19 protein-coding genes and 2 pseudogenes are annotated in these 16,387 nt (G+C 69.6%); 10 read left to right on the top strand and 11 right to left on the bottom strand.

Annotated elements, in window-relative coordinates; all coding sequences use genetic code 11:
* Window positions 1–122: 122 nt before the first annotated feature.
* The 3 genes from ACZ5NJ_RS03080 to ACZ5NJ_RS03070 form a co-directional block, all read right to left on the bottom strand.
* Window positions 123–536: a DUF6233 domain-containing protein gene (locus ACZ5NJ_RS03080; RefSeq protein WP_468762099.1), complete on the bottom strand. Its 414-nt coding sequence runs from the start codon at window positions 534–536 to the stop codon at window positions 123–125.
* Window positions 537–629: 93 nt separating this feature from the next.
* Entirely contained in the window at window positions 630–1,007 is a 378-nt protein-coding gene (locus tag ACZ5NJ_RS03075; protein WP_468762097.1) for a hypothetical protein, read from the bottom strand.
* 235 nt (window positions 1,008–1,242) lie between these two features.
* Window positions 1,243–1,797, bottom strand: a complete 555-nt coding sequence (locus ACZ5NJ_RS03070) for a DUF4232 domain-containing protein (protein ID WP_468762095.1) — start codon at window positions 1,795–1,797, stop codon at window positions 1,243–1,245.
* 1,202 nt (window positions 1,798–2,999) lie between these two features.
* Between ACZ5NJ_RS03070 and ACZ5NJ_RS03065 the strand changes: the two genes are divergently transcribed.
* On the top strand, window positions 3,000–4,355 hold the full coding sequence (locus ACZ5NJ_RS03065) for a lipase family protein (protein ID WP_468762093.1): 1,356 nt from the start codon (window positions 3,000–3,002) through the stop codon (window positions 4,353–4,355).
* A 43-nt stretch (window positions 4,356–4,398) separates the two neighbouring features.
* On the opposite strand, the pseudogene ACZ5NJ_RS03060 reads toward ACZ5NJ_RS03065, so the two are convergent.
* From ACZ5NJ_RS03060 to ACZ5NJ_RS03050, 3 genes and pseudogenes are all read right to left on the bottom strand, one after another.
* A pseudogene (locus ACZ5NJ_RS03060) lies at window positions 4,399–4,572 on the bottom strand (DUF4265 domain-containing protein); the annotation flags it as partial.
* Window positions 4,573–5,065: 493 nt separating this feature from the next.
* On the bottom strand, window positions 5,066–5,806 hold the full coding sequence (locus ACZ5NJ_RS03055) for a DUF6193 family natural product biosynthesis protein (RefSeq protein WP_468762090.1): 741 nt from the start codon (window positions 5,804–5,806) through the stop codon (window positions 5,066–5,068).
* Between the two features lie 313 nt (window positions 5,807–6,119).
* Window positions 6,120–6,629 (bottom strand): ArsI/CadI family heavy metal resistance metalloenzyme, encoded by a 510-nt coding sequence (locus ACZ5NJ_RS03050; protein ID WP_468762088.1) that lies wholly within the window; start codon window positions 6,627–6,629, stop codon window positions 6,120–6,122.
* Window positions 6,630–6,711: 82 nt separating this feature from the next.
* On the opposite strand from ACZ5NJ_RS03050, the gene ACZ5NJ_RS03045 reads away from it, so the two are divergent.
* Genes ACZ5NJ_RS03045 through ACZ5NJ_RS03030 form a run of 4 tightly spaced genes read left to right on the top strand, consistent with a single transcriptional unit; the run spans window position 6,712 to window position 8,790 of the window.
* Window positions 6,712–7,092: an ArsR/SmtB family transcription factor gene (locus ACZ5NJ_RS03045; protein WP_468762086.1), complete on the top strand. Its 381-nt coding sequence runs from the start codon at window positions 6,712–6,714 to the stop codon at window positions 7,090–7,092.
* Window positions 7,089–7,868 carry an aquaporin gene (locus ACZ5NJ_RS03040; RefSeq protein ID WP_468762083.1) on the top strand — a complete coding sequence of 260 codons (780 nt, stop codon included), beginning with the start codon at window positions 7,089–7,091 and terminating at the stop codon, window positions 7,866–7,868. The genes ACZ5NJ_RS03045 and ACZ5NJ_RS03040 overlap by 4 nt, the downstream gene beginning before the upstream one ends.
* Window positions 7,868–8,287 carry an arsenate reductase ArsC gene (locus tag ACZ5NJ_RS03035; protein ID WP_468762081.1) on the top strand — a complete coding sequence of 140 codons (420 nt, stop codon included), beginning with the start codon at window positions 7,868–7,870 and terminating at the stop codon, window positions 8,285–8,287. Before ACZ5NJ_RS03040 ends, ACZ5NJ_RS03035 begins: the two co-directional genes overlap by 1 nt.
* Before the next feature lie 32 nt (window positions 8,288–8,319).
* Window positions 8,320–8,790: a GNAT family N-acetyltransferase gene (locus ACZ5NJ_RS03030; protein WP_468763127.1), complete on the top strand. Its 471-nt coding sequence runs from the start codon at window positions 8,320–8,322 to the stop codon at window positions 8,788–8,790.
* 244 nt (window positions 8,791–9,034) lie between these two features.
* On the opposite strand, the gene ACZ5NJ_RS03025 is transcribed toward ACZ5NJ_RS03030, so the two are convergent.
* Window positions 9,035–10,135: an ArsR/SmtB family transcription factor gene (locus tag ACZ5NJ_RS03025; RefSeq protein ID WP_468762079.1), complete on the bottom strand. Its 1,101-nt coding sequence runs from the start codon at window positions 10,133–10,135 to the stop codon at window positions 9,035–9,037.
* A gap of 127 nt (window positions 10,136–10,262) precedes the next feature.
* Between ACZ5NJ_RS03025 and ACZ5NJ_RS03020 the strand changes: the two genes are divergently transcribed.
* Both ACZ5NJ_RS03020 and ACZ5NJ_RS03015 read left to right on the top strand, forming a co-directional pair.
* A complete protein-coding gene (locus tag ACZ5NJ_RS03020) occupies window positions 10,263–10,733 on the top strand; it encodes a YbaK/EbsC family protein (RefSeq protein ID WP_468762077.1) in 471 nt (156 codons plus the stop codon).
* Between the two features lie 94 nt (window positions 10,734–10,827).
* Window positions 10,828–11,463 carry a LysE family translocator gene (locus ACZ5NJ_RS03015; RefSeq protein ID WP_468762075.1) on the top strand — a complete coding sequence of 212 codons (636 nt, stop codon included), beginning with the start codon at window positions 10,828–10,830 and terminating at the stop codon, window positions 11,461–11,463.
* Window positions 11,464–11,676: 213 nt separating this feature from the next.
* Here the strand turns inward: ACZ5NJ_RS03015 and ACZ5NJ_RS03010 are convergent, their stop codons facing one another.
* Window positions 11,677–12,009 (bottom strand): hypothetical protein, encoded by a 333-nt coding sequence (locus tag ACZ5NJ_RS03010; protein ID WP_468762073.1) that lies wholly within the window; start codon window positions 12,007–12,009, stop codon window positions 11,677–11,679.
* A gap of 225 nt (window positions 12,010–12,234) precedes the next feature.
* Here ACZ5NJ_RS03010 and ACZ5NJ_RS03005 point away from each other — a divergent pair, with 225 nt between their 5' ends.
* The gene (locus tag ACZ5NJ_RS03005) at window positions 12,235–12,816 is read left to right on the top strand and encodes a hypothetical protein (protein WP_468762071.1); all 582 of its coding nucleotides are present in this window, start codon (window positions 12,235–12,237) and stop codon (window positions 12,814–12,816) included.
* 100 nt (window positions 12,817–12,916) lie between these two features.
* On the opposite strand, the gene ACZ5NJ_RS03000 is transcribed toward ACZ5NJ_RS03005, so the two are convergent.
* Window positions 12,917–13,285: a hypothetical protein gene (locus ACZ5NJ_RS03000; RefSeq protein ID WP_468762069.1), complete on the bottom strand. Its 369-nt coding sequence runs from the start codon at window positions 13,283–13,285 to the stop codon at window positions 12,917–12,919.
* 86 nt (window positions 13,286–13,371) lie between these two features.
* Between ACZ5NJ_RS03000 and ACZ5NJ_RS02995 the strand changes: the two genes are divergently transcribed.
* Window positions 13,372–13,959: a hypothetical protein gene (locus ACZ5NJ_RS02995; protein ID WP_468762067.1), complete on the top strand. Its 588-nt coding sequence runs from the start codon at window positions 13,372–13,374 to the stop codon at window positions 13,957–13,959.
* On the opposite strand, the pseudogene ACZ5NJ_RS02990 reads toward ACZ5NJ_RS02995, so the two are convergent.
* Window positions 13,848–14,270 (bottom strand): annotated as a pseudogene (locus tag ACZ5NJ_RS02990) (ATP-binding protein); the annotation flags it as partial. The gene ACZ5NJ_RS02995 and the pseudogene ACZ5NJ_RS02990 overlap by 112 nt on opposite strands.
* A 73-nt stretch (window positions 14,271–14,343) precedes the next feature.
* Between ACZ5NJ_RS02990 and ACZ5NJ_RS02985 the strand changes: the two are divergent.
* On the top strand, window positions 14,344–14,781 hold the full coding sequence (locus ACZ5NJ_RS02985) for a hypothetical protein (protein ID WP_468762065.1): 438 nt from the start codon (window positions 14,344–14,346) through the stop codon (window positions 14,779–14,781).
* 1,005 nt (window positions 14,782–15,786) lie between these two features.
* Here the strand turns inward: ACZ5NJ_RS02985 and ACZ5NJ_RS02980 are convergent.
* Window positions 15,787–16,152 (bottom strand): hypothetical protein, encoded by a 366-nt coding sequence (locus tag ACZ5NJ_RS02980; RefSeq protein WP_468762064.1) that lies wholly within the window; start codon window positions 16,150–16,152, stop codon window positions 15,787–15,789.
* Window positions 16,153–16,387 lie beyond the last annotated feature (235 nt).

The raw sequence follows: 16,387 nt of genomic DNA, 5'->3' as shown, positions 1-16,387 counted from the left end.
CCGGCCCGCTCTGACTGGCCGAGGCCAGCGTCCGGGCACCTCCCATGCCAAAGTGGTGGGGAGTCAAGTGAGCAGGTCTGGCCAATGGTCGAGCACTGGGTGGGGAAATTCAATGAGCCCCATCAGACGCCGGGGGTGTGCCGGTCCTCCTGGCCGTGGGCGAGGATCGGCAGCAGTGTCTCGGCGGCGTCGCATCGGGTGCAGGCGAGTGTGCCGGGCCGGCCGAGGGCGTCGAGCGCGGCCGCCGTCTTGACCGGCACGGCTCGGTGCGTCGCCAGCGGGCATCCCTCGGCTTGCACGGTGGCCGCCCGGGCGCTGGTGCGGCCGTCCAGCACCCACACCCACGGCGTTGCCGGGGCCGCTGCCGCACCGGTGGGGTTGCGGTGGGTGGGTACCTGGGCCAGGGCGGCGCCGGTGATGGGGCGCAGCTGTGCGGAGGTCACCCACGTGCTGTACTCCGAGGGCTCGACGCCGCCGCCTTCGGTGGTTTGCCACAGGGGTACGCCGATGCGGTACATCCACAGCCCGGTGTCCATCCGGAGCCGCTCGTGGGGCCGTACGCGTCCGATCTCCTGCCCGTCGGCAGCAGGAGAGTGATCGCTGCGGGCGGTGGTGGGGGGCGGTCATGATCAGGGGCGGGAAAGCCGTTCCGCCCGGGCCTGCCGGCATGCCGTGCACAGGGGGCTCGCGCCGGCTCCGTAGCGTGTGGTGGCCCGGCGGCAGCGGACGCACGGCCCGGTCGAGACCGGCGAGGGCCGCGCGGGTGTGGCCTCGATGCGGCGGCTCATGCTGCCGCCTTCCGCCCCGGGGCCCGTGGGGGTGCGGGCGGCGCGGTGCAGGTCGGCTGCGTCGGCCCGTCGGCCGGTGGGGGCGGTCCAGTAGGGGTGCGTGCACAGGCGCGCCGACAGGTCGAGAAGCCGGCGCCGCAGCGCGGTCGTGCCGGCCCCGGCGGGGGCCTGCGCCAGTTCGGCGTAGGTTTCAGTGGTCTCACCCTCGAACAGAAACACGTGTTCGAATTCCTGTGCGAATGCCTCGCCGAACCCGTGTCCCGTGCCGCTGGATCTTGACCGTTGTCATCGGACTTTGACGGTCGCGGCTTTGTGTCATCGGAGTGTGACCACCGCAGGTCAGCGACTCAGTGCGTTGAGTCGCCGACCTGCACTTATGTGCAGTTCCTCGTAGACGTGCAGGTCAGAGCCCTGCGTTCGTCATGCAGGCTGCTCGATGTGTGGTGACGGGGAGTCAGGAAGGCTTGACCGTAGAGAGCGGGGTGGCGGTCACCTTGTTGTCGCACTGGGCCCACCACCCGTCCTTCAGGGCGACCTGGTGCTTCCCGGAGTGCGGCAGCCCGATGACCATCGTCGGATACGCCGCCGGGGTCTTGCCCGACACGCAGTAGCCGTCGCCCTCCCCCTGGACCTGGACGAAGGTCAGCTTCACCCATGCCTTGCCCTGCGGCCGGACTGTCACGGTGGCCGCCTTGCCGGTGGGGGTGACCTTGAGCGGGGTGTTGCCGGCGCCCGTGACCGTCGGGTAGCCCTTCAGGACGCACGTCTTCCGGGAGACGTTGGTGAACTGCACGACCGCCGCCCCGGTCCCGGTCCCGACGGGCCGGTGGGCGGCCTGCCAGGCGCTGACCTGGAGGGCGGAGGCCGGGCAGGCCGGCGGCGGGGTGGAGGTGGTGGTGGTGCTCGCCGCCATGGCGGTGCCGGGCAGGATGCCGGTCATCGCCGCCGCGGCGGCCGTGACCGCCGTCGCAGCCAGAGCCGCCCTGCGAATGCCGTTGCTGTGACGCATGCTGTCGTCCCCCTGAGTCGTCTCGTCCGCGGGTTTCGGTCGCCGGTTGTTGCCCCGCGGTACGCGTGGTACGCGAGTGAAGATATGCGCGGGAGAGCGGGAGGGTTCCGTGTGGCGACCACCTGTGACGGAACGGTCAAACTTCGATGGCAAACGGTCAAGATTCAGTGGCACGGGACAACCCGCAAAGCGCCAGATGGGCGAGATGGGGCTGTCCAGTCTCACATGGCCTGGTCCCCGTCTCAGGTGCGGATGACAGGGCGGCATCCCGATGCTTCAACGATCTGTATGACCAGTACGTCGACACGGAAGAGCCGGCAGTTCCTCCGGTTGAACGAATATCGGCCTTCGTGGCCGTGCTTTTGCGACGGTGGCCGGATCGCGCCGAAGGCGACGATGACACCTCGCCGTGGGCAACGGCTCCGCTGACCGGGGAGGCCCGTGGCCCCTTGATCTACTTCCCCATGAGCTGGAGCATGGCCGACGAGGCGTCCGCCCACGCGGCGGAAGCCGCTTCTTCGATGGGTCTCAACTGTTTTGACCCGCAGGCGCGGCAGCTCCGGCCTTGAGCTTTAGCCCGCCGGCATCGGACCAGATCAACTGAGACGAGGTTCGGTATCCACCGCTGCCGGACCACATCAGCTGAGAATCCGACTCGCGGTGCGTCTCGGACAGCCTGGTCGCCGCAGGTCACAGCCCGACTCTCGAACCAGATCCTTTTCTGGCCGCGGAAGCCGCCCGCCACCATTGTCTCGTCCTGCCGGATGACCCGGAGGGTGTGGGTCACCGCCTTGTGCTCCAGGTTCTTCGTCGCGCTGCTGTGGGAGTACCCCAGGGCCAGGCTGTACGTCGTCGTTACCGACGCGCTCGCAAAACCCGAGCTGACACCCAGGACGTTGTGCGCGTCGCGATCCGCACGACCGTGGAGCACTGCGCGAGTATCGAGGGCTCGCGCTCGTGGCGTGACGCGCTCGGTCGGTAGCCAGGGCCCCGGCGCTGCACCGTTCCGACGGGTCCGAGGCACACAGGAACTGGCGGAGCGGGGTCGCTGACTCGGCCGCCGTTCGTCCGGTGAGGCTCTGGCGCACCTGGCCAACTGCCGTGTTCCTGCGTTAGGTTGCGCCGGAACCGACCTTCGGCCACTCGCCCCTTCGGGCCGTAGCGGTCATCTCTCTGATCCGCTTACACCGTTTGGGAGAGTCATGCGCAAATGCAGAGTGTGGCCCGCTGCGATCACGGGCGTCGTCGCCCTCGCCGTCGCCGCCGTGCCCGCTGTCGCGTCCGGCGTTCAGGAGCAGCCCTCGTCGACGACTGCCGGGAGCGACGCGTTCTACACCTACAACGGCAGCAAGCCGCTGTCCTCGTACAGTCCCGGGGACGTGCTCAAGGTCCGGACGCTGACGTACCACGTCCTGGGTATCGCGACCCCCCTCCAGGCGACGCAGCTGCTCTACCGCACCACCGACGCGCAGGGCCACCCGTCCGCAGGCGTGACCTCCGTGCTGCGCAGCCCTGGTGGCGACGGCCGCAAGGTCGTGTCGTACCAGTCGTTCTACGACTCGCTCGACCCCGAAGACGGTCCATCCCGGGCGGTCGCGGGCAACGTCAAGCTGCCCGGCGGCTTGATCGCGAACGGCGAGTCCACGCTCGTGGCGCCGCTCCTGCTGTCCGGCTACGACGTCGTCCTCCCCGACACCGAGGGGCAGGCCGCCCACCTCACGGCCTCCCGCGAGTACGGATACAACACGCTGGACTCCCTGCGTGCCGCTTCCAGCGCGGAGTCGCGGACCGGCATCAGCCCCGACGCGCGCGTCGGCCTCATGGGCTACTCCGGCGGCGCCGTCGCGACCAACTGGGCCGCTTCCCTCGCGCCCACGTACGCCCCTGACGTCAACAAGCGCCTGGTGGGATACGCCGAGGGCGGGGTGCTCGTGAAGCCCTCGCACATCCTCAGGTACATCGAAGGCAGTCAGGTGTGGTCCGGGCTCATCCCGGAGTTGCTCATCGGGCAAGCGCGTTCGTACGACTTCGACCTCAAGAAGTACCTGAACGACTACGGCAAGCAGCTGGTCGACGAGCACCAGCACTCCTCGATCGCCGACGTGCTGGGCCACTACCCCGGTCTGACGTGGAAGAAGATGGCGAAGCCGGAGTACGCGAACCCGAACTCCGTACCCGAGCTCGTCGAGGCGGTAAACAAGTCCAACCTCGGCCTGGCACCGACCCCGACCGTCCCCGGCTACATCGGTCAGGGCAACGCCGGGTTCCTGGAGGGAACCACGAGCAACATCGCGGGCATCGGCTCGGGCGATGGCATCACGGTCGCCGGGGACACACGGGCGCTGGCGCGGAAGTACTGCGCCGAGGGCGACGCCGCGGTCTGGTACCAGCAGTACGACGTCCTCAGCCACTTGACCGCGCCCACGGCCACGGTGCCCACCGCGCTCGCCTGGCTGCGCGCCCGGTTCGCCGGCGAGGAGGCCCCGTCCTCCTGCGGCAGCATTGCCCAAGGCAACTCACTTGCGGCTGATGAGACGGCGCGGATCCGCCGTCCCTGAGCACGATCCGCCGGATCGTGCAGTTCTCCGAAGCCCGGACCGTCTCTCCAGCCCAGCAGATGCCCTCATCGTCGATCTCAACCCGGATGATGTCGTCGCTGGCGACGCCACGGACGAACCACGGGGTGTTGTCCAGCCGCACGGTGCCGTCGCCGAGGTCCACGGCCCACAGGCTCTCGACACTCGCCGGCGGCCAGCCGTCTTCATCGATGTCCATCCGGAAGTGGACCTTCACACTGGATTCGAACCGATGACATCCGTGTCCTGCGCTCGGGGCTCTACCTGAGCAGCGCTTTCCAGGCGCTGTCCCTGAGCTAAAGACGCTTTCGGCCAGAGAGCGTCCCCCCCGCCTGGCTTCTAGGGTGGGAGGGATGCCGATCTCTCCTGTGAATCCACAGTAGCTGCCAGGTTGCACGACCGGCGGCCTCACGGCTGCTCGGCCGCACCCTCCGAGTCCGGTGCGTTGCGCTCTCGCAAGCCAGAGGGGTGGCTCGCGGCCGCCCTGTCCGCCCACTCGAAGGACAGCACGACAAGTGTCGTTCTCAATGGACAGATCTGGTGCTCAGGCACAACCGGTGTGGCTGAGCGGGGTAGTTGGCGAAATTCGCCAACTACCCCGCTCAGAACTTCGCCCATACAGCGCTTGGTAGACGGTGAGTGGGATCTCATGGGTCTGCTGCTGTGCCGGTCCGGCCCCTGGCCGGATGGGGTCATCTGCCGAGTGCGACCGGGCCGAGGTCGGGCGGTAGGTGGCGTACGGCCAGTGCCACGGCCTCGTGCGGTGTGGCGAACAGGCCGAGGTCTGGAGTGATGAAACCCCTTCCCACTCCGTACGTGCCGTCGCTGCCCGCGGTCAGGCAGGGTCCGCCCAGGGTCAGGCTCGGGCGGGTGGTGGCGGAGAAGCGCAGCGCCCAGTGGCTCGTGAACGGGTAGAGGGCGCGCAGCGTCGGCTCGGCGTACGCCGCCTCGATCAGGGCCTGGTACGACTCCTGCCAGGTGTACTTCAGGTCGGCCGCCTCCTGGCGCATGCCCTGCCACTCGGATTCCGTCAGACGCACGGGATCGTTGTCGGGCACCTCGAACCGGCCGGTCAGGTGTACGAAGGGGGCCGCCCGGCGGATGTCCTCCAGGGGCGCTCCGTCGTGCCACGCCCTCGCAGCCCTGGCGACTTCCGCCAGGTCCTTCGTCTCGCCGTCGACAAGGAGCAGGCCCTGGAACGGCTCCTCGCCCCGGATCGACCACTGCCGTTCGTACTGCCCTGCGCTGATCCGCAGCGGCTCGCGGTGCGGCAGGGTGCTCGCGACGGACGCGTGGAGCAGCGGAGCGCTGTCGGAGGACGTGACGGGGGCGGTGTCGAGGTGGCCTTCCGCCTCGGCTCGGAGCGCGGTGGCGAGGCTGCCGCAGGTCGCGACGTCGGGGTACAGAACGTCGGGATCAGGAAGGGTAGGCACGGCTCCTGAGTATGCCTGACCTGCTGATTCCAGGAGCAGGCAGGCCGGCTCCCTCACTGATCGCGGATTTCTGCCGCCTGGTCACCCTGGAACCAGCCTTTGCCCTCTTCCTCGCTCACTCCGCCAGCCAAGACGCTCATCCGCCATCTATCGCGCTCGGTCCCGACTCTGAGCATCGGAGTTGTCCTTGGGGGCCAGACAGCGCGCTCAGTCACAACCGGTGTGACTGAGCGCGGTACTTGGCCCCACCGGCCAAGTACCGCGCTCAGTTCGGAGCCCTCCCAAACGGCCCTAAAGGTGCGGGGCGCCCTGGTCAGCTGCCGCAGGCGCATCCCGCGACGGCCTTGGCCTCGGCCGGCGTCTGGGCCGGGTCGACGGTCTGCTCGTCGGGGGTGCAGCAAGCGGTGGTGCCGCAGCAGGCGTCCGGGGCGCCTGCGGCGCTCTTGCCCAAGGTGTCGGAGTCGGCCTTGACGACGTAGACCTCCCACGGCTCCTTGCCGGGCCCGGTGACCCACACCTTGTCCTGGAGGGCGTAGCAGCAGGAGGTGTCGTTCTCCTCGAAGGTGGCCAGGCCCGTGTCCTTGAGCCGGGTGGTGGCCGCGGTGACGTCCTCGGTGGTGGCGACCTCGACGCCGAGGTGGTCCAGGCGGGTCTCCTCGCCGGCCTCGCCCTCGATGAGGACGAGCTTGAGCGGAGGCTCGGTGATGGCGAAGTTGGCGTAGCCGTCACGGCGCTTGGCGGGCTCGGTGTTGAAGAGCTTGGAGTAGAAGGCGATCGAGGCTTCGAGGTCGGCGACGCGCAGGGCGAGCTGGACACGGGACATGACGGTCTCCCAACGACTTGTTTCGACGCTTATCAATACAGTCGACCTTGCCACCCGATTAGATGACTGTCAACATAGAGAAATGTCGAATCAAGCTGGTCTGCCGGTGCTCGGACAGGACGACGTCGCGTGCTGCGCGCCGATGGTCCGTGAGCCGCTGGGTGAGGAGGCCGCGGCTGAGCTGTCGCGGATGTTCAAGGCGCTGTCGGACCCGATCAGGCTGCGGCTGCTGTCGCTCATCGCCTCGCACGAGGGCGGCGAGGCGTGCGTGTGCGACCTGACCGGTCCCTTCGACGTCTCGCAGCCGACGATCTCCCACCACCTGAAGGTGCTGCGCGAGGCCGGGCTGGTTGGGTCCGAGCGGCGCGGGACGTGGGTGTACTACTGGGTGCTGCCCGAGGCGTTGGCGAAGCTGTCCGCGCTGCTGGAGATCCCCGCGATGTCCGCGAAGGCTCCCGCGTGAGCGCGTCCGCGCCGCTGATACGGCGGGCAGCGGTCGAGGGGCTGGGGACGGCCGCGCTGGTCGCGGTGGTGGTCGGCTCCGGGATACAGGCCACCGAACTGACCCACGACGTCGGGGTGCAGCTGCTGGCCAACTCCCTGGCCACCGTCTTCGGGCTCGGCGTGCTCATCGCCTTCCTGGGACCGGTGTCCGGGGCCCACTTCAACCCCGCGGTGACCCTGGCCGCCTGGTTCACCGCCCGGCGCACCGGCGACGGCCCGGGCCTGCGCGACGTCGCCGCGTACCTGCCCGCGCAGATCGCCGGGGCGATCGGCGGCGCGGTGCTGGCCGACGCCATGTTCGGCAAGCCTCTGCTCGCTTTCTCCACCCACGAGCGGTGGGCCGGGCACCTGTGGCTCGCGGAGGTCGTGGCCACGGCGGGGCTGGTCTGGCTCATCTTCGGTCTCGCCCGCGCCGGCCGCGCGCACCTCGCGCCGCTGCTGGTCGCCGCCTACATCGGGGCGGCGTACTGGTTCACCTCCTCCACCTCCTTCGCGAACCCGGCCGTGACGATCGGCCGGGCGTTCACCGACACCTTCGCCGGCATCGCCCCCACCTCCGTGCTGCCCTTCCTCGCCGCCCAGCTGATCGGCGCCGCCGCCGGTCTCGGCCTGGTCGCGCTCTGCTTCGGCCGCCCGGCCGCCGCAGGCGAGGACGAGAACGAGGTCGTCGTCGCCCATGCCCGGCAGCAGCCCCTCGCTCCCGCCCGTTCCACCGAAGAAAGCGCCCTGGCTTGATGAGCACATCCCCCGTCCCGTCCGTGCTGTTCGTCTGCGTGCACAACGCCGGCCGGTCCCAGATGGCCGCCGCCTTCCTCACCCACCTCGGCGGCAATCGGGTCCAGGTCCGCTCGGCCGGTTCCGCCCCCGCCGACACCGTGAACCCCGCCGTCGTGGAGGCCCTGGCCGAGGTCGGCATCGACATCTCCGCCGAGACGCCCAAGGCCCTCACCACCGAAGCGGTGCAGGCCTCGGACGTGGTGATCACCATGGGCTGCGGCGACGCCTGCCCCTACTTCCCCGGCAAGCGCTACCTCGACTGGCAGCTGGAGGACCCCGCCGGGCAGGGCGTCGCCGCGGTCCGCCCGATCCGCGACGAGATCGAGCGCCGCATCCGCGGCCTGCTCTCCGAACTCGGCATCGACCCCGCAGCGTGACCGCCGCCGAGACCGGCGTGCGCATCGCGCCCATGGGGCCGGAGCACGCCGAGCAGGTCTTGGCGATCTACCAGCTGGGCATCGACGAGGGCAACGCCACGTTCGAGACCACCGCCCCGACCTGGAAGGCGTTCGACAAGGCCAAGCTGCCCGCCCACCGCCTGGTCGCCCTCGACGGCGGCCGTGTGCTGGGGTGGGCCGCCGTGGTGCCGGTCTCCGACCGGTGCGCGTACGCCGGCGTCGTCGAGCACTCCGTCTACGTCCACCCCGACGCCCGCGGCCGCGGCGTCGGCCTTGCGCTGCTGGAAGCGCTGCTCGCCTCCACCGACGCCGCCGGGATCTGGACGGTGCAGTCCGGCATCTTCCCGGAGAACACCGCCAGCCTCGCCCTCCACCAGCGCGCCGGCTTCCGCATCATCGGCACCCGCGAACGCATCGGCCAACACCACGGCACATGGCGCGACGTCGTCCTCCTCGAACGCCGCAGCCCCCTCATCAGCTGACCCCGCACGCTCCGGCCACGGTTCTTCCACAGGCCAGTAGCACGCACACAGTGCCAACAAGCGTGCTCAAGGGCCAACCAGCGCGCACGGTCACATACCCGGTGTGACTGTGCAAGTTGGTTGGCCTGGGCTGGGACAACTTCGATGCACAGGGGTCGGCAGAGGGGTTGACGACACAGGTATCGCTTCCGGCGATGCCCTCGGGGGCTTGCCCGGCGTTCGCTCAGGTCTCAGGTCTCAGGTCTCAGGTCTCGGGCCTGGGGGCGAGGGTGATGAGGGTGGTGGCGATCTGGTCGAGGCGGTCGGGGGCGAGGGCGTAGAGGACGTAGTAGCCCTCGCGTTGGGTGGTGGTGAGTCCTGCCTGGGTGAGTTGGTGGAGGTGGCGGGAGATCACGGAGGGGGACAGACCGAGGAGGGTGGCGAGTTCCTGGGTGGTACGGCTCCGGGCGGCGAGGTGGGTGATGATCTGCAAGCGTGGGGCAGCGGCCAGGGCCCGGAGTGCGGTGAGGGTGTCTTCCTGGCTGGTGGGGCGGGCGGTCGAGGCCGGCGCGAGGGGCAGGGCGGGGTAGGTGATCCGTAGGGGCCAGGGGGCGTCGCAGGTGACGCGGACGTGGGGCCAGACGTAGTGGCTGGCGGTGAACGTCACGGGGTGTTTGTGGGTGACGGTGATGTCGTGGTCGTGCGGGCGGTCGAGCCGCAGGGTCCGCCGGGCGGGGTCGACGCGGATCTGGGGGGCGAGGGTGCGCAGCATCGGGAGCAGGCCCTGGTGGGCGATCCGGGTGCCTGAGCGGGCGATCGACTCGTACAGGGAGGGTTCGATGCGCTCCCACTCCTGGGCGAAGGCGGCGTCCCAGTAGTCCTCCAGCACGGTGAGCGCGTCGTCGAGGACGGGGAAGGGGTCGGTGAGGATGCTCTCCAGCCGTGCCGCCCGGTCGGGATCGCTGTCCCGGTATTCGGCGAGGACCGCGTCGCGGGTGGCGGGGTCGTCGACGAGGTCGTCTCCGGTGTGGAGGGTGGTGTCGACGAGCGTGCGGGCGAGTTCGGCGGCCAGCAGGGTGGGCGGCAGTGCCCGTACGGCCGCGAGCTGACTTGCGAAGTCGGCATCGTGATCACCGGCGCGGCTTTCGAAGAGGGCGGGGATGTAGTCGGCCACGACGAAGCCGTGCTCGCGCATCCGCCGGCGCAGGGCTGTGGGCAGGCGGCGGCACCGCCTCACCCAGGGCACGTGCAGGGCGTGGTGGCCGGGGTCGGTCAGGACGTGCCAGGAGTGCACGGCTTCGAGCAGGGGTGAGATGGAGAAGGCGATGTCCTCCTCGGCCGTCTCGGCGAAGCGCAGGGTGATCACGATTGCAGGATTTCACAATCAGTTGATCGGATCTCGCCATGTCGATCAGGATCAGGGACAGACCGCGCGCCGCCCGGCCGCAGGTCGACTCCCCTCCTCTTCCGAGCCGAAGGCGCAGGTTTCTTCCATGAGTACGCCCGAAGCACCCTGGCGAGCCGTGCTGGACGCGGACGGCAGTACGTACACCGTCCACGAGCACGCCGCCGCGCACAGCGTCGAAGAGCGCCAGGCCCTGCCCTTCCCCTGGTCGCAGGCGGTCAAGACGCTCGCCTTCACCACCCCGGAGATCCCGCTGCTGCTCGTGGCGCTGCGCGCGGAGGACCGGGTGGACTACGCCCACCTGGCGGCCGTGCTCGGCACCAGCCGCTCCCGGCTGCGCACGGCAGACGCCGCCCTGCTCGCCGCCGAGGGCCTGGCGCCCGGGGGCGTCCCGCCGGTCAGTCACCGGCCCGGGGTGCCGTGCCTGATCGACACCGCGGTCGCGGAACCCGACCGGCCCGTCTACTGCGGCGCCGGAACGGCCGACCGCACCCTCCAGATCGGCTCCGCCAACCTGGCCCGCCTTCCCCGCGCGCAGCTCGCCGTCCTCTCCCGGTAGCCGCCCGCCCGCGCGCCGGGACCGCCCCTCGTCACATCACGCAACGCGCGCAGCCCTTTCCGGCCGCATGGCACAGATCAGGAAGTACCGGCTCATGGTGAGTACCGAAAGCCTCCTCGCGTTCGCCGCGATGTCCCTCGTCGTGATCGCGATCCCCGGCCCGAGCGTCCTGTTCGTCGTCGGCCGCGCCCTCGCCCACGGCCGCCGCACCGCGCTCGCCACCGTCCTGGGCAACCTCCTGGGCTGCTACGCCCTCGTCCTGGCCGTCGCCCTCGGCGTCGGCGCCCTGGTCCAGAGCTCGGCCACCGTGTTCACCACCGTCAAGCTGGCCGGCGCCGCCTACCTCGTCTGCCTCGGTGTCCAGGCATACCGCCACCGTGGCCGGCTGCGCGCCGGCCTGGCGACCGGGGAAGGCGAGCGGCGCGGTGATCTCCGCACGGTCCTGGACGGCCTACTGGTGGGCGCCACCAACCCCAAGGGCCTGGTCTTCTTCGCCGCCGTCCTGCCGCAGTTCGTCAACCACGACGCCGGGAGCATCCCGCTGCAGATGATGATCCTCGGCCTGATCCCGGCCGGCATCGGCCTGGCCTGCGACACCGTCTGGGGCCTGGGCGCCTCGGCCGCCCGGGCCTGGTTCACCGGCTCCGACCGACGCCTGTCGATGATCGGCGGCGCTGGCGGCATCGCCCTGATCGGCCTCGGCCTCACCGTCGCCACCACCCGCCACTGACCCCGCCCCGGACCAGTGGGCCGCCGCCGAGCCGTACGGACCCGCTGCCGCGCCGTCGGTCACCGACGAAAGCGCCCAAGTTCGAGATTTCGGAGGCGTTGGCACCACGAACTTGGTCCTGACGGCCGGGATCCTCGGCTGTGTACGGCTCGGTTCCGATTGATTCGGTGTCGAAGTGCATACGTCTTCGGTGCCCGGTGAGCCGGTCCGTGGTCAGCCGACTTCAGGTACCGCGCCAGGCGGAGGAGGCTCCTCCGCAGTGACACACCGGGAGCGGCCGACCCACGAATCCGGCGTCAGGGAAGACCATTCAACTTCGATCTCAACGCCGTGGACTGTGCGGGTATAGTCCGCGAGTTGCGTGAAGATCGCCGTCTGCACGTCCTCAAGGGCCGCATCGGCGGGCATCGGGACCTTGCCACATCCGCCGCCCCAGCCATGGGCAACGAACGTGAAGGGCCACACGTTTTGCCCGGACAGCAGGATGATCTCCCTCGGTATGCCGAAAGAAGGTTGCTTCTTCTTCGTCTTGGGTCGTCTCGCCACGGTGCCATCCAACCCGACGGACCTCGGCGTCCGGCACCCGGCGTACACACCGCAGGCTTTCCGTGGACTGAGGACCGTCCCACTGACACAACTCTGCGCGCCCCGCACATCAAATCTGTGCACGCCGGGTGTCTCTCGGTAACGGTTTCGCACACCCTGATGAGGTTCAGCCATCGAAGGCTGTTCCTGTGGCTCCTGGCCACCCTTGCGGCGATGTTGTAGGCCGTGCACGTCGTGCTTCGCGTCGCGACGGCGAGGACAGGGGGAGCGATTCCGATGGACACCCGGGATGTCATACGCCTGATGGGTCGCCGGACAGCACTGCGGTACGGGCTGGCCGGTGTCGTGGCTGCGGCCTTGGCTGCCTGCTCGCGTAGCGGTGACTCCACCAGCGTCAAGTTCCAGACCTTGGACGCCTTCCTCCAAGGGGCCTGGGACTTCGAGGCCGAGACCGGGGACCGGGCCAAGATCACGGTGCGGCCAGGTGGGAGCTGGGTGGTGATGGGAGGTGAAGAGGACAACCCGTGGAGGGCGGAAGGCACCTGGTCCCTCGCCGCGGGCAACCTGTCGGTGGCCATCGGGCAACCACACAAGCCGTACATCGTGCATGACGTGCCCAAGGAGGTGGAGAAGGTACTGGCAGGCTCGTACACCATCTCAGGTGGGCTGACGGACAACCAGGACAAGGGTTACCGCAATATGCAGGTCGGCTACAGCAAGAACAAGGTGGTGCTGACGTTCCCCGACTACGTGGAGGCAGGACGGACCCGGGTCGTCACCTGCACCAGGGTTTCTGAGGCTCCGTAACGAAGCCTTCGCCGGGCAGGGCGCAAGCCGACAAGGTCCTGGACACCCTCCTGGAGGTAGTCGGGATCGCGGAGGACGTCGTCGCATTCCGTGGGGGCGCTCACGATTTCCGAGTAGAGCGGGTACCCACCGCACAGGACGTCGGCTTCCCCGACAACGCTTTTGGCGTCGCCTCGCCGGCCTTTCTGTGGGAGAGATTCCGGCATGCCTCGGCATGATCCAGTAGGCACCCTCGACGCTTGACGACGGTCATTGGGAAATCAGTCACAACAGGCGTGTCCTCCTGGTCTCGGTCGGACAAGGGGTCGGGGTGGAATGTCCGGGTGTAGCGCAGTCCGGTGTCGGGGGTGGTGTTGAAAACCGCGCACGGGTGTTGCGGGTCGTCGCCGGTGACGGCGGCCTCTTCGAGGATCCGGTCCTCGCGGAGTCGTTGGGCGGTGACCGGAAGGTCCTGGAGTAAGGGCTGCATCCAGCCGATGGTGACCGGCGTGCGAGAGTGCGCGCGGTCTGCAAGCTGAGGAACAGGTGTGGGTTGCGGGTGTGTGGCCAGCGTGAGTGGCGGAGTTGGATGTAGTCGGCGTCGGCCTGACGGGTGAGGGCGTCGAGGGGTGGTCGATGTTGCCGTGCACGAGCCGGCCGCCGGTGAAGTCGACAGCAGCCAAGGGCAACGCGGGCCTGGTGGGGATAGAGCGCGTGAATTGCCGGCGTCGTCGTTGCCACACCGCGGCGGTGGCCCTGTCGTCGGTACTCGCCCTCGTCACCGGCCTCGGCTCAGCCGCTTCCGCCACCGCTGAACCCAGTCCGACGACCGGCCCGCGAACCACCGCGGCCGTGGCGCGGCAGGAAGACCTACGGACCGAGTGCGCCAAGCATCCGGAAGCGAATACCCAGAAGGGCTGGGTCAAGAGCCGCTTCGAAACGTGCGTGCACCAGCCCGTCTACCTCAAGCTCATGGACGACAGGGGGCGGATGCGCGGCGAGCTCTGGTTTGACCTGTGGATCCTCGGGTTCGCCTACGACGGATCCCGGCGCGTCATCGCGGCGTCGACGGCGGACTGGCCGAGCGCCTCGCTGAAGTGCGACTTCCCGGTCCCGGTGGGGCTGACGACGCAGAGGTTCTCGCGCCGGCCGACCCATTCCTGAGTCCGCAGCGCGGACTGCGTGGGAACTGGAATCGAGGACGCTTCCTCGTTCCAGATGTGGAAGGTCTTGCCGGTCGGGAAGGCAGCCCGAGTGCGGCGGGTGTGGAGGTTCGCCGCGTCGCGGCCGGCGGCTTCCTCCGTCGGCAGGGCCCGCACGATCTCGGCGGGATACCAGCGTTGGGCCTTCGCGGTGGGGATGATGTCCACCATCGTCCGACGGATGTGCGGCAGCTCCAAGCACCGGGTCAGGGCAATTGCCTCATCGAACGCGGCGTCGGTCGCGACCGCGACGGCGGAGGCCGGGGCGGCCAGCCTGGGCCGTGCAGGGTGCAGTTGCGGTGCCCCTCATCAAGGATTCCTCGCTGTGATTGGCTAGATTGATCGGGTGTTCGAACGAGTGGATGCTGAAGAGTCCGCAGCCCTGGAGGCGCTCGCCCGGAAGGTCCGCAACGAGTTGGCGGCTGCGGGCCTGCCTGTGCTCGCCGGGTTGAACCCGGTCCTGGCCGGCGGCGCCGAGGTGGACATCGACGACGGAGCCGACGCGGCGGGCGGGGTGTTCGTCGGCTGGCAGGCAAGCCCCCGTTTGCGGGCATGCGCGAGCCACGCGTTCGGGCTGAAGCACCTGGACGATCCGGTCCTGCGGCACTCCAGCGCGATCAGGGCCGCGATGATGCAGGCGATGGCCGCGGTCTTGGCCTCGGCCGGCTTCAGCGTCGAGGACGCGCGCGACGAATATCGCCCGCAGCAGCTACGGGTCCTGGCCGGACCGCCGTCCGGGCAGCCCCCGATGTGGCAGCTCCGTGACGACGAGGTGGCCCTGTAGGGCTGGCAGGACGACGCCCCTGCCGGGGCGGACTCAACCCGCGCCGGATCAGGGTGTGTGGTGTGGTGAATCCTGACCAGGCGGAGGTGCCCGGTTGCAGGCTGTGGATCTTGACTGGCGGGCACTGAGCACGGCCCGGCCCCGGGCCCGCTCACCCCTCGCCGACCTCGAACCCGTCGCTCCAGGCGGTGGTCGGGTGTTCTTGGCGGGGGTGGCGTGTATGGCCCAGGTGGGTAGGGCCGCGGTGGCGTGCTGGCGGCGCCGCCCCCCGACTTCCCGGCCCCGGTGGGCGGTACGGCACTCCGAATCGTTGATCACCTGGGCCGCGATCACGCTCATGACCAGGTGCATCACTCGCCGACAGTCCCGCCGGGCCAGCCAACCAGCTCTTCGCGACCACACCCGGGACTGATGGGGACACCGCCACCTCCCGCCCCCTTGGGAACGGCGGCGGCCACCGTCAGGTCGCCAAGCGACATACGCAACCGCCCCCAGCTGCTGTTCCAACGTCCGGTCGCCGCCGCCCGCTCCCGAGCGACGCCACCGCCATCCCGGGCGACTGCGAGTCCCGGACCAGGCGGCCCTGGCCGGAATCACCTATGTTGCGAACCGGTGTCGGATGGTGCGATGTAGTCGCGCCTGCTCGTGCCGCATCGCCGCGTCCGGCGCTCGACGCCTCCTGGTGCGGCGAGCGGCAAGGCGGTCGCTGTCCGGGGGTGCCGCGGGGGCCGCGGCGCAGACCGGCTTCACCTTTGCGCCGCTGCTCCTCGTCCTTGGCGAGTGGAGCGGGCTGCGGTTGTGTGTGGAGGGCGTAGGCGTCACCGCAGCCGCAACTGCCTGGGAACCCGACGCGGCTGCCGACAGCGCCTGGCCGCCTTGGCCCGGTCGAACCTCATCCCGCCCGCTCCGCCGCCCGTATGGAGAAGCGGTGACGAGCCGGCAGACGCCGTGCGGTCGCCTTCCGTGAGTTGCTTCGGCCCTGTCTGTGCGGATGGTCCCCCTTCCTCACCAGTGGGTGAGGTCGAACACCTGGGAACAGTAGGGGTCGGTTTTGTCGGAGGGGTTGTAGCGGAGCTGGTCGTCGGCGATGAGACTGGGCAGAGCTGCCGCCAGGCCTGTGATCCCGGCCCTGGGCACCCCGTCCTCATCCCGTAGAGCGACATCGAGTCCGCACGGGGCCTCCTGGGCGTTGCCGGTGACGTAGAGCCGTGCTCGCCCGGAATCGAGGAGCAGGAAGCCGACCAGGAGGAGGTCCTGCTCGCCGGTGCCCGCCACCGTGGTGAGGGCGGTGGCGGCGGCGTGAAGTGAGTCGGTGACGTCCAGGGCGGCGGGGCGGGTGTCGAGGAACTCGCGCAGGGTTTCGCTGGGCATGACGGGGATCCCGTGAGCCTCCCGGACGAGGTCGGCCTCGTTGTGCCGTTCTGGGGAAGGGTGACGCACCAGATTGCGCACGGCGGCCACCAACTCCGCGGCGGGGATGTCGTGCCCGACGCGATCGAGTAGCGGCACGTCGTATGCCAGAGACGTCGTCAGCGTCACCCCATCCCAGACGACCACACGTACGACGTCGGGCTGCTGCGGAAGGGGGAGGACCGCTCGGACGACG

Source organism: Streptomyces sp. NPDC032091 (genome assembly GCF_055580265.1).
Note: the sequence above shows the minus strand (reverse complement) of the source record. Positions and strands in the feature narration are given on the sequence as shown.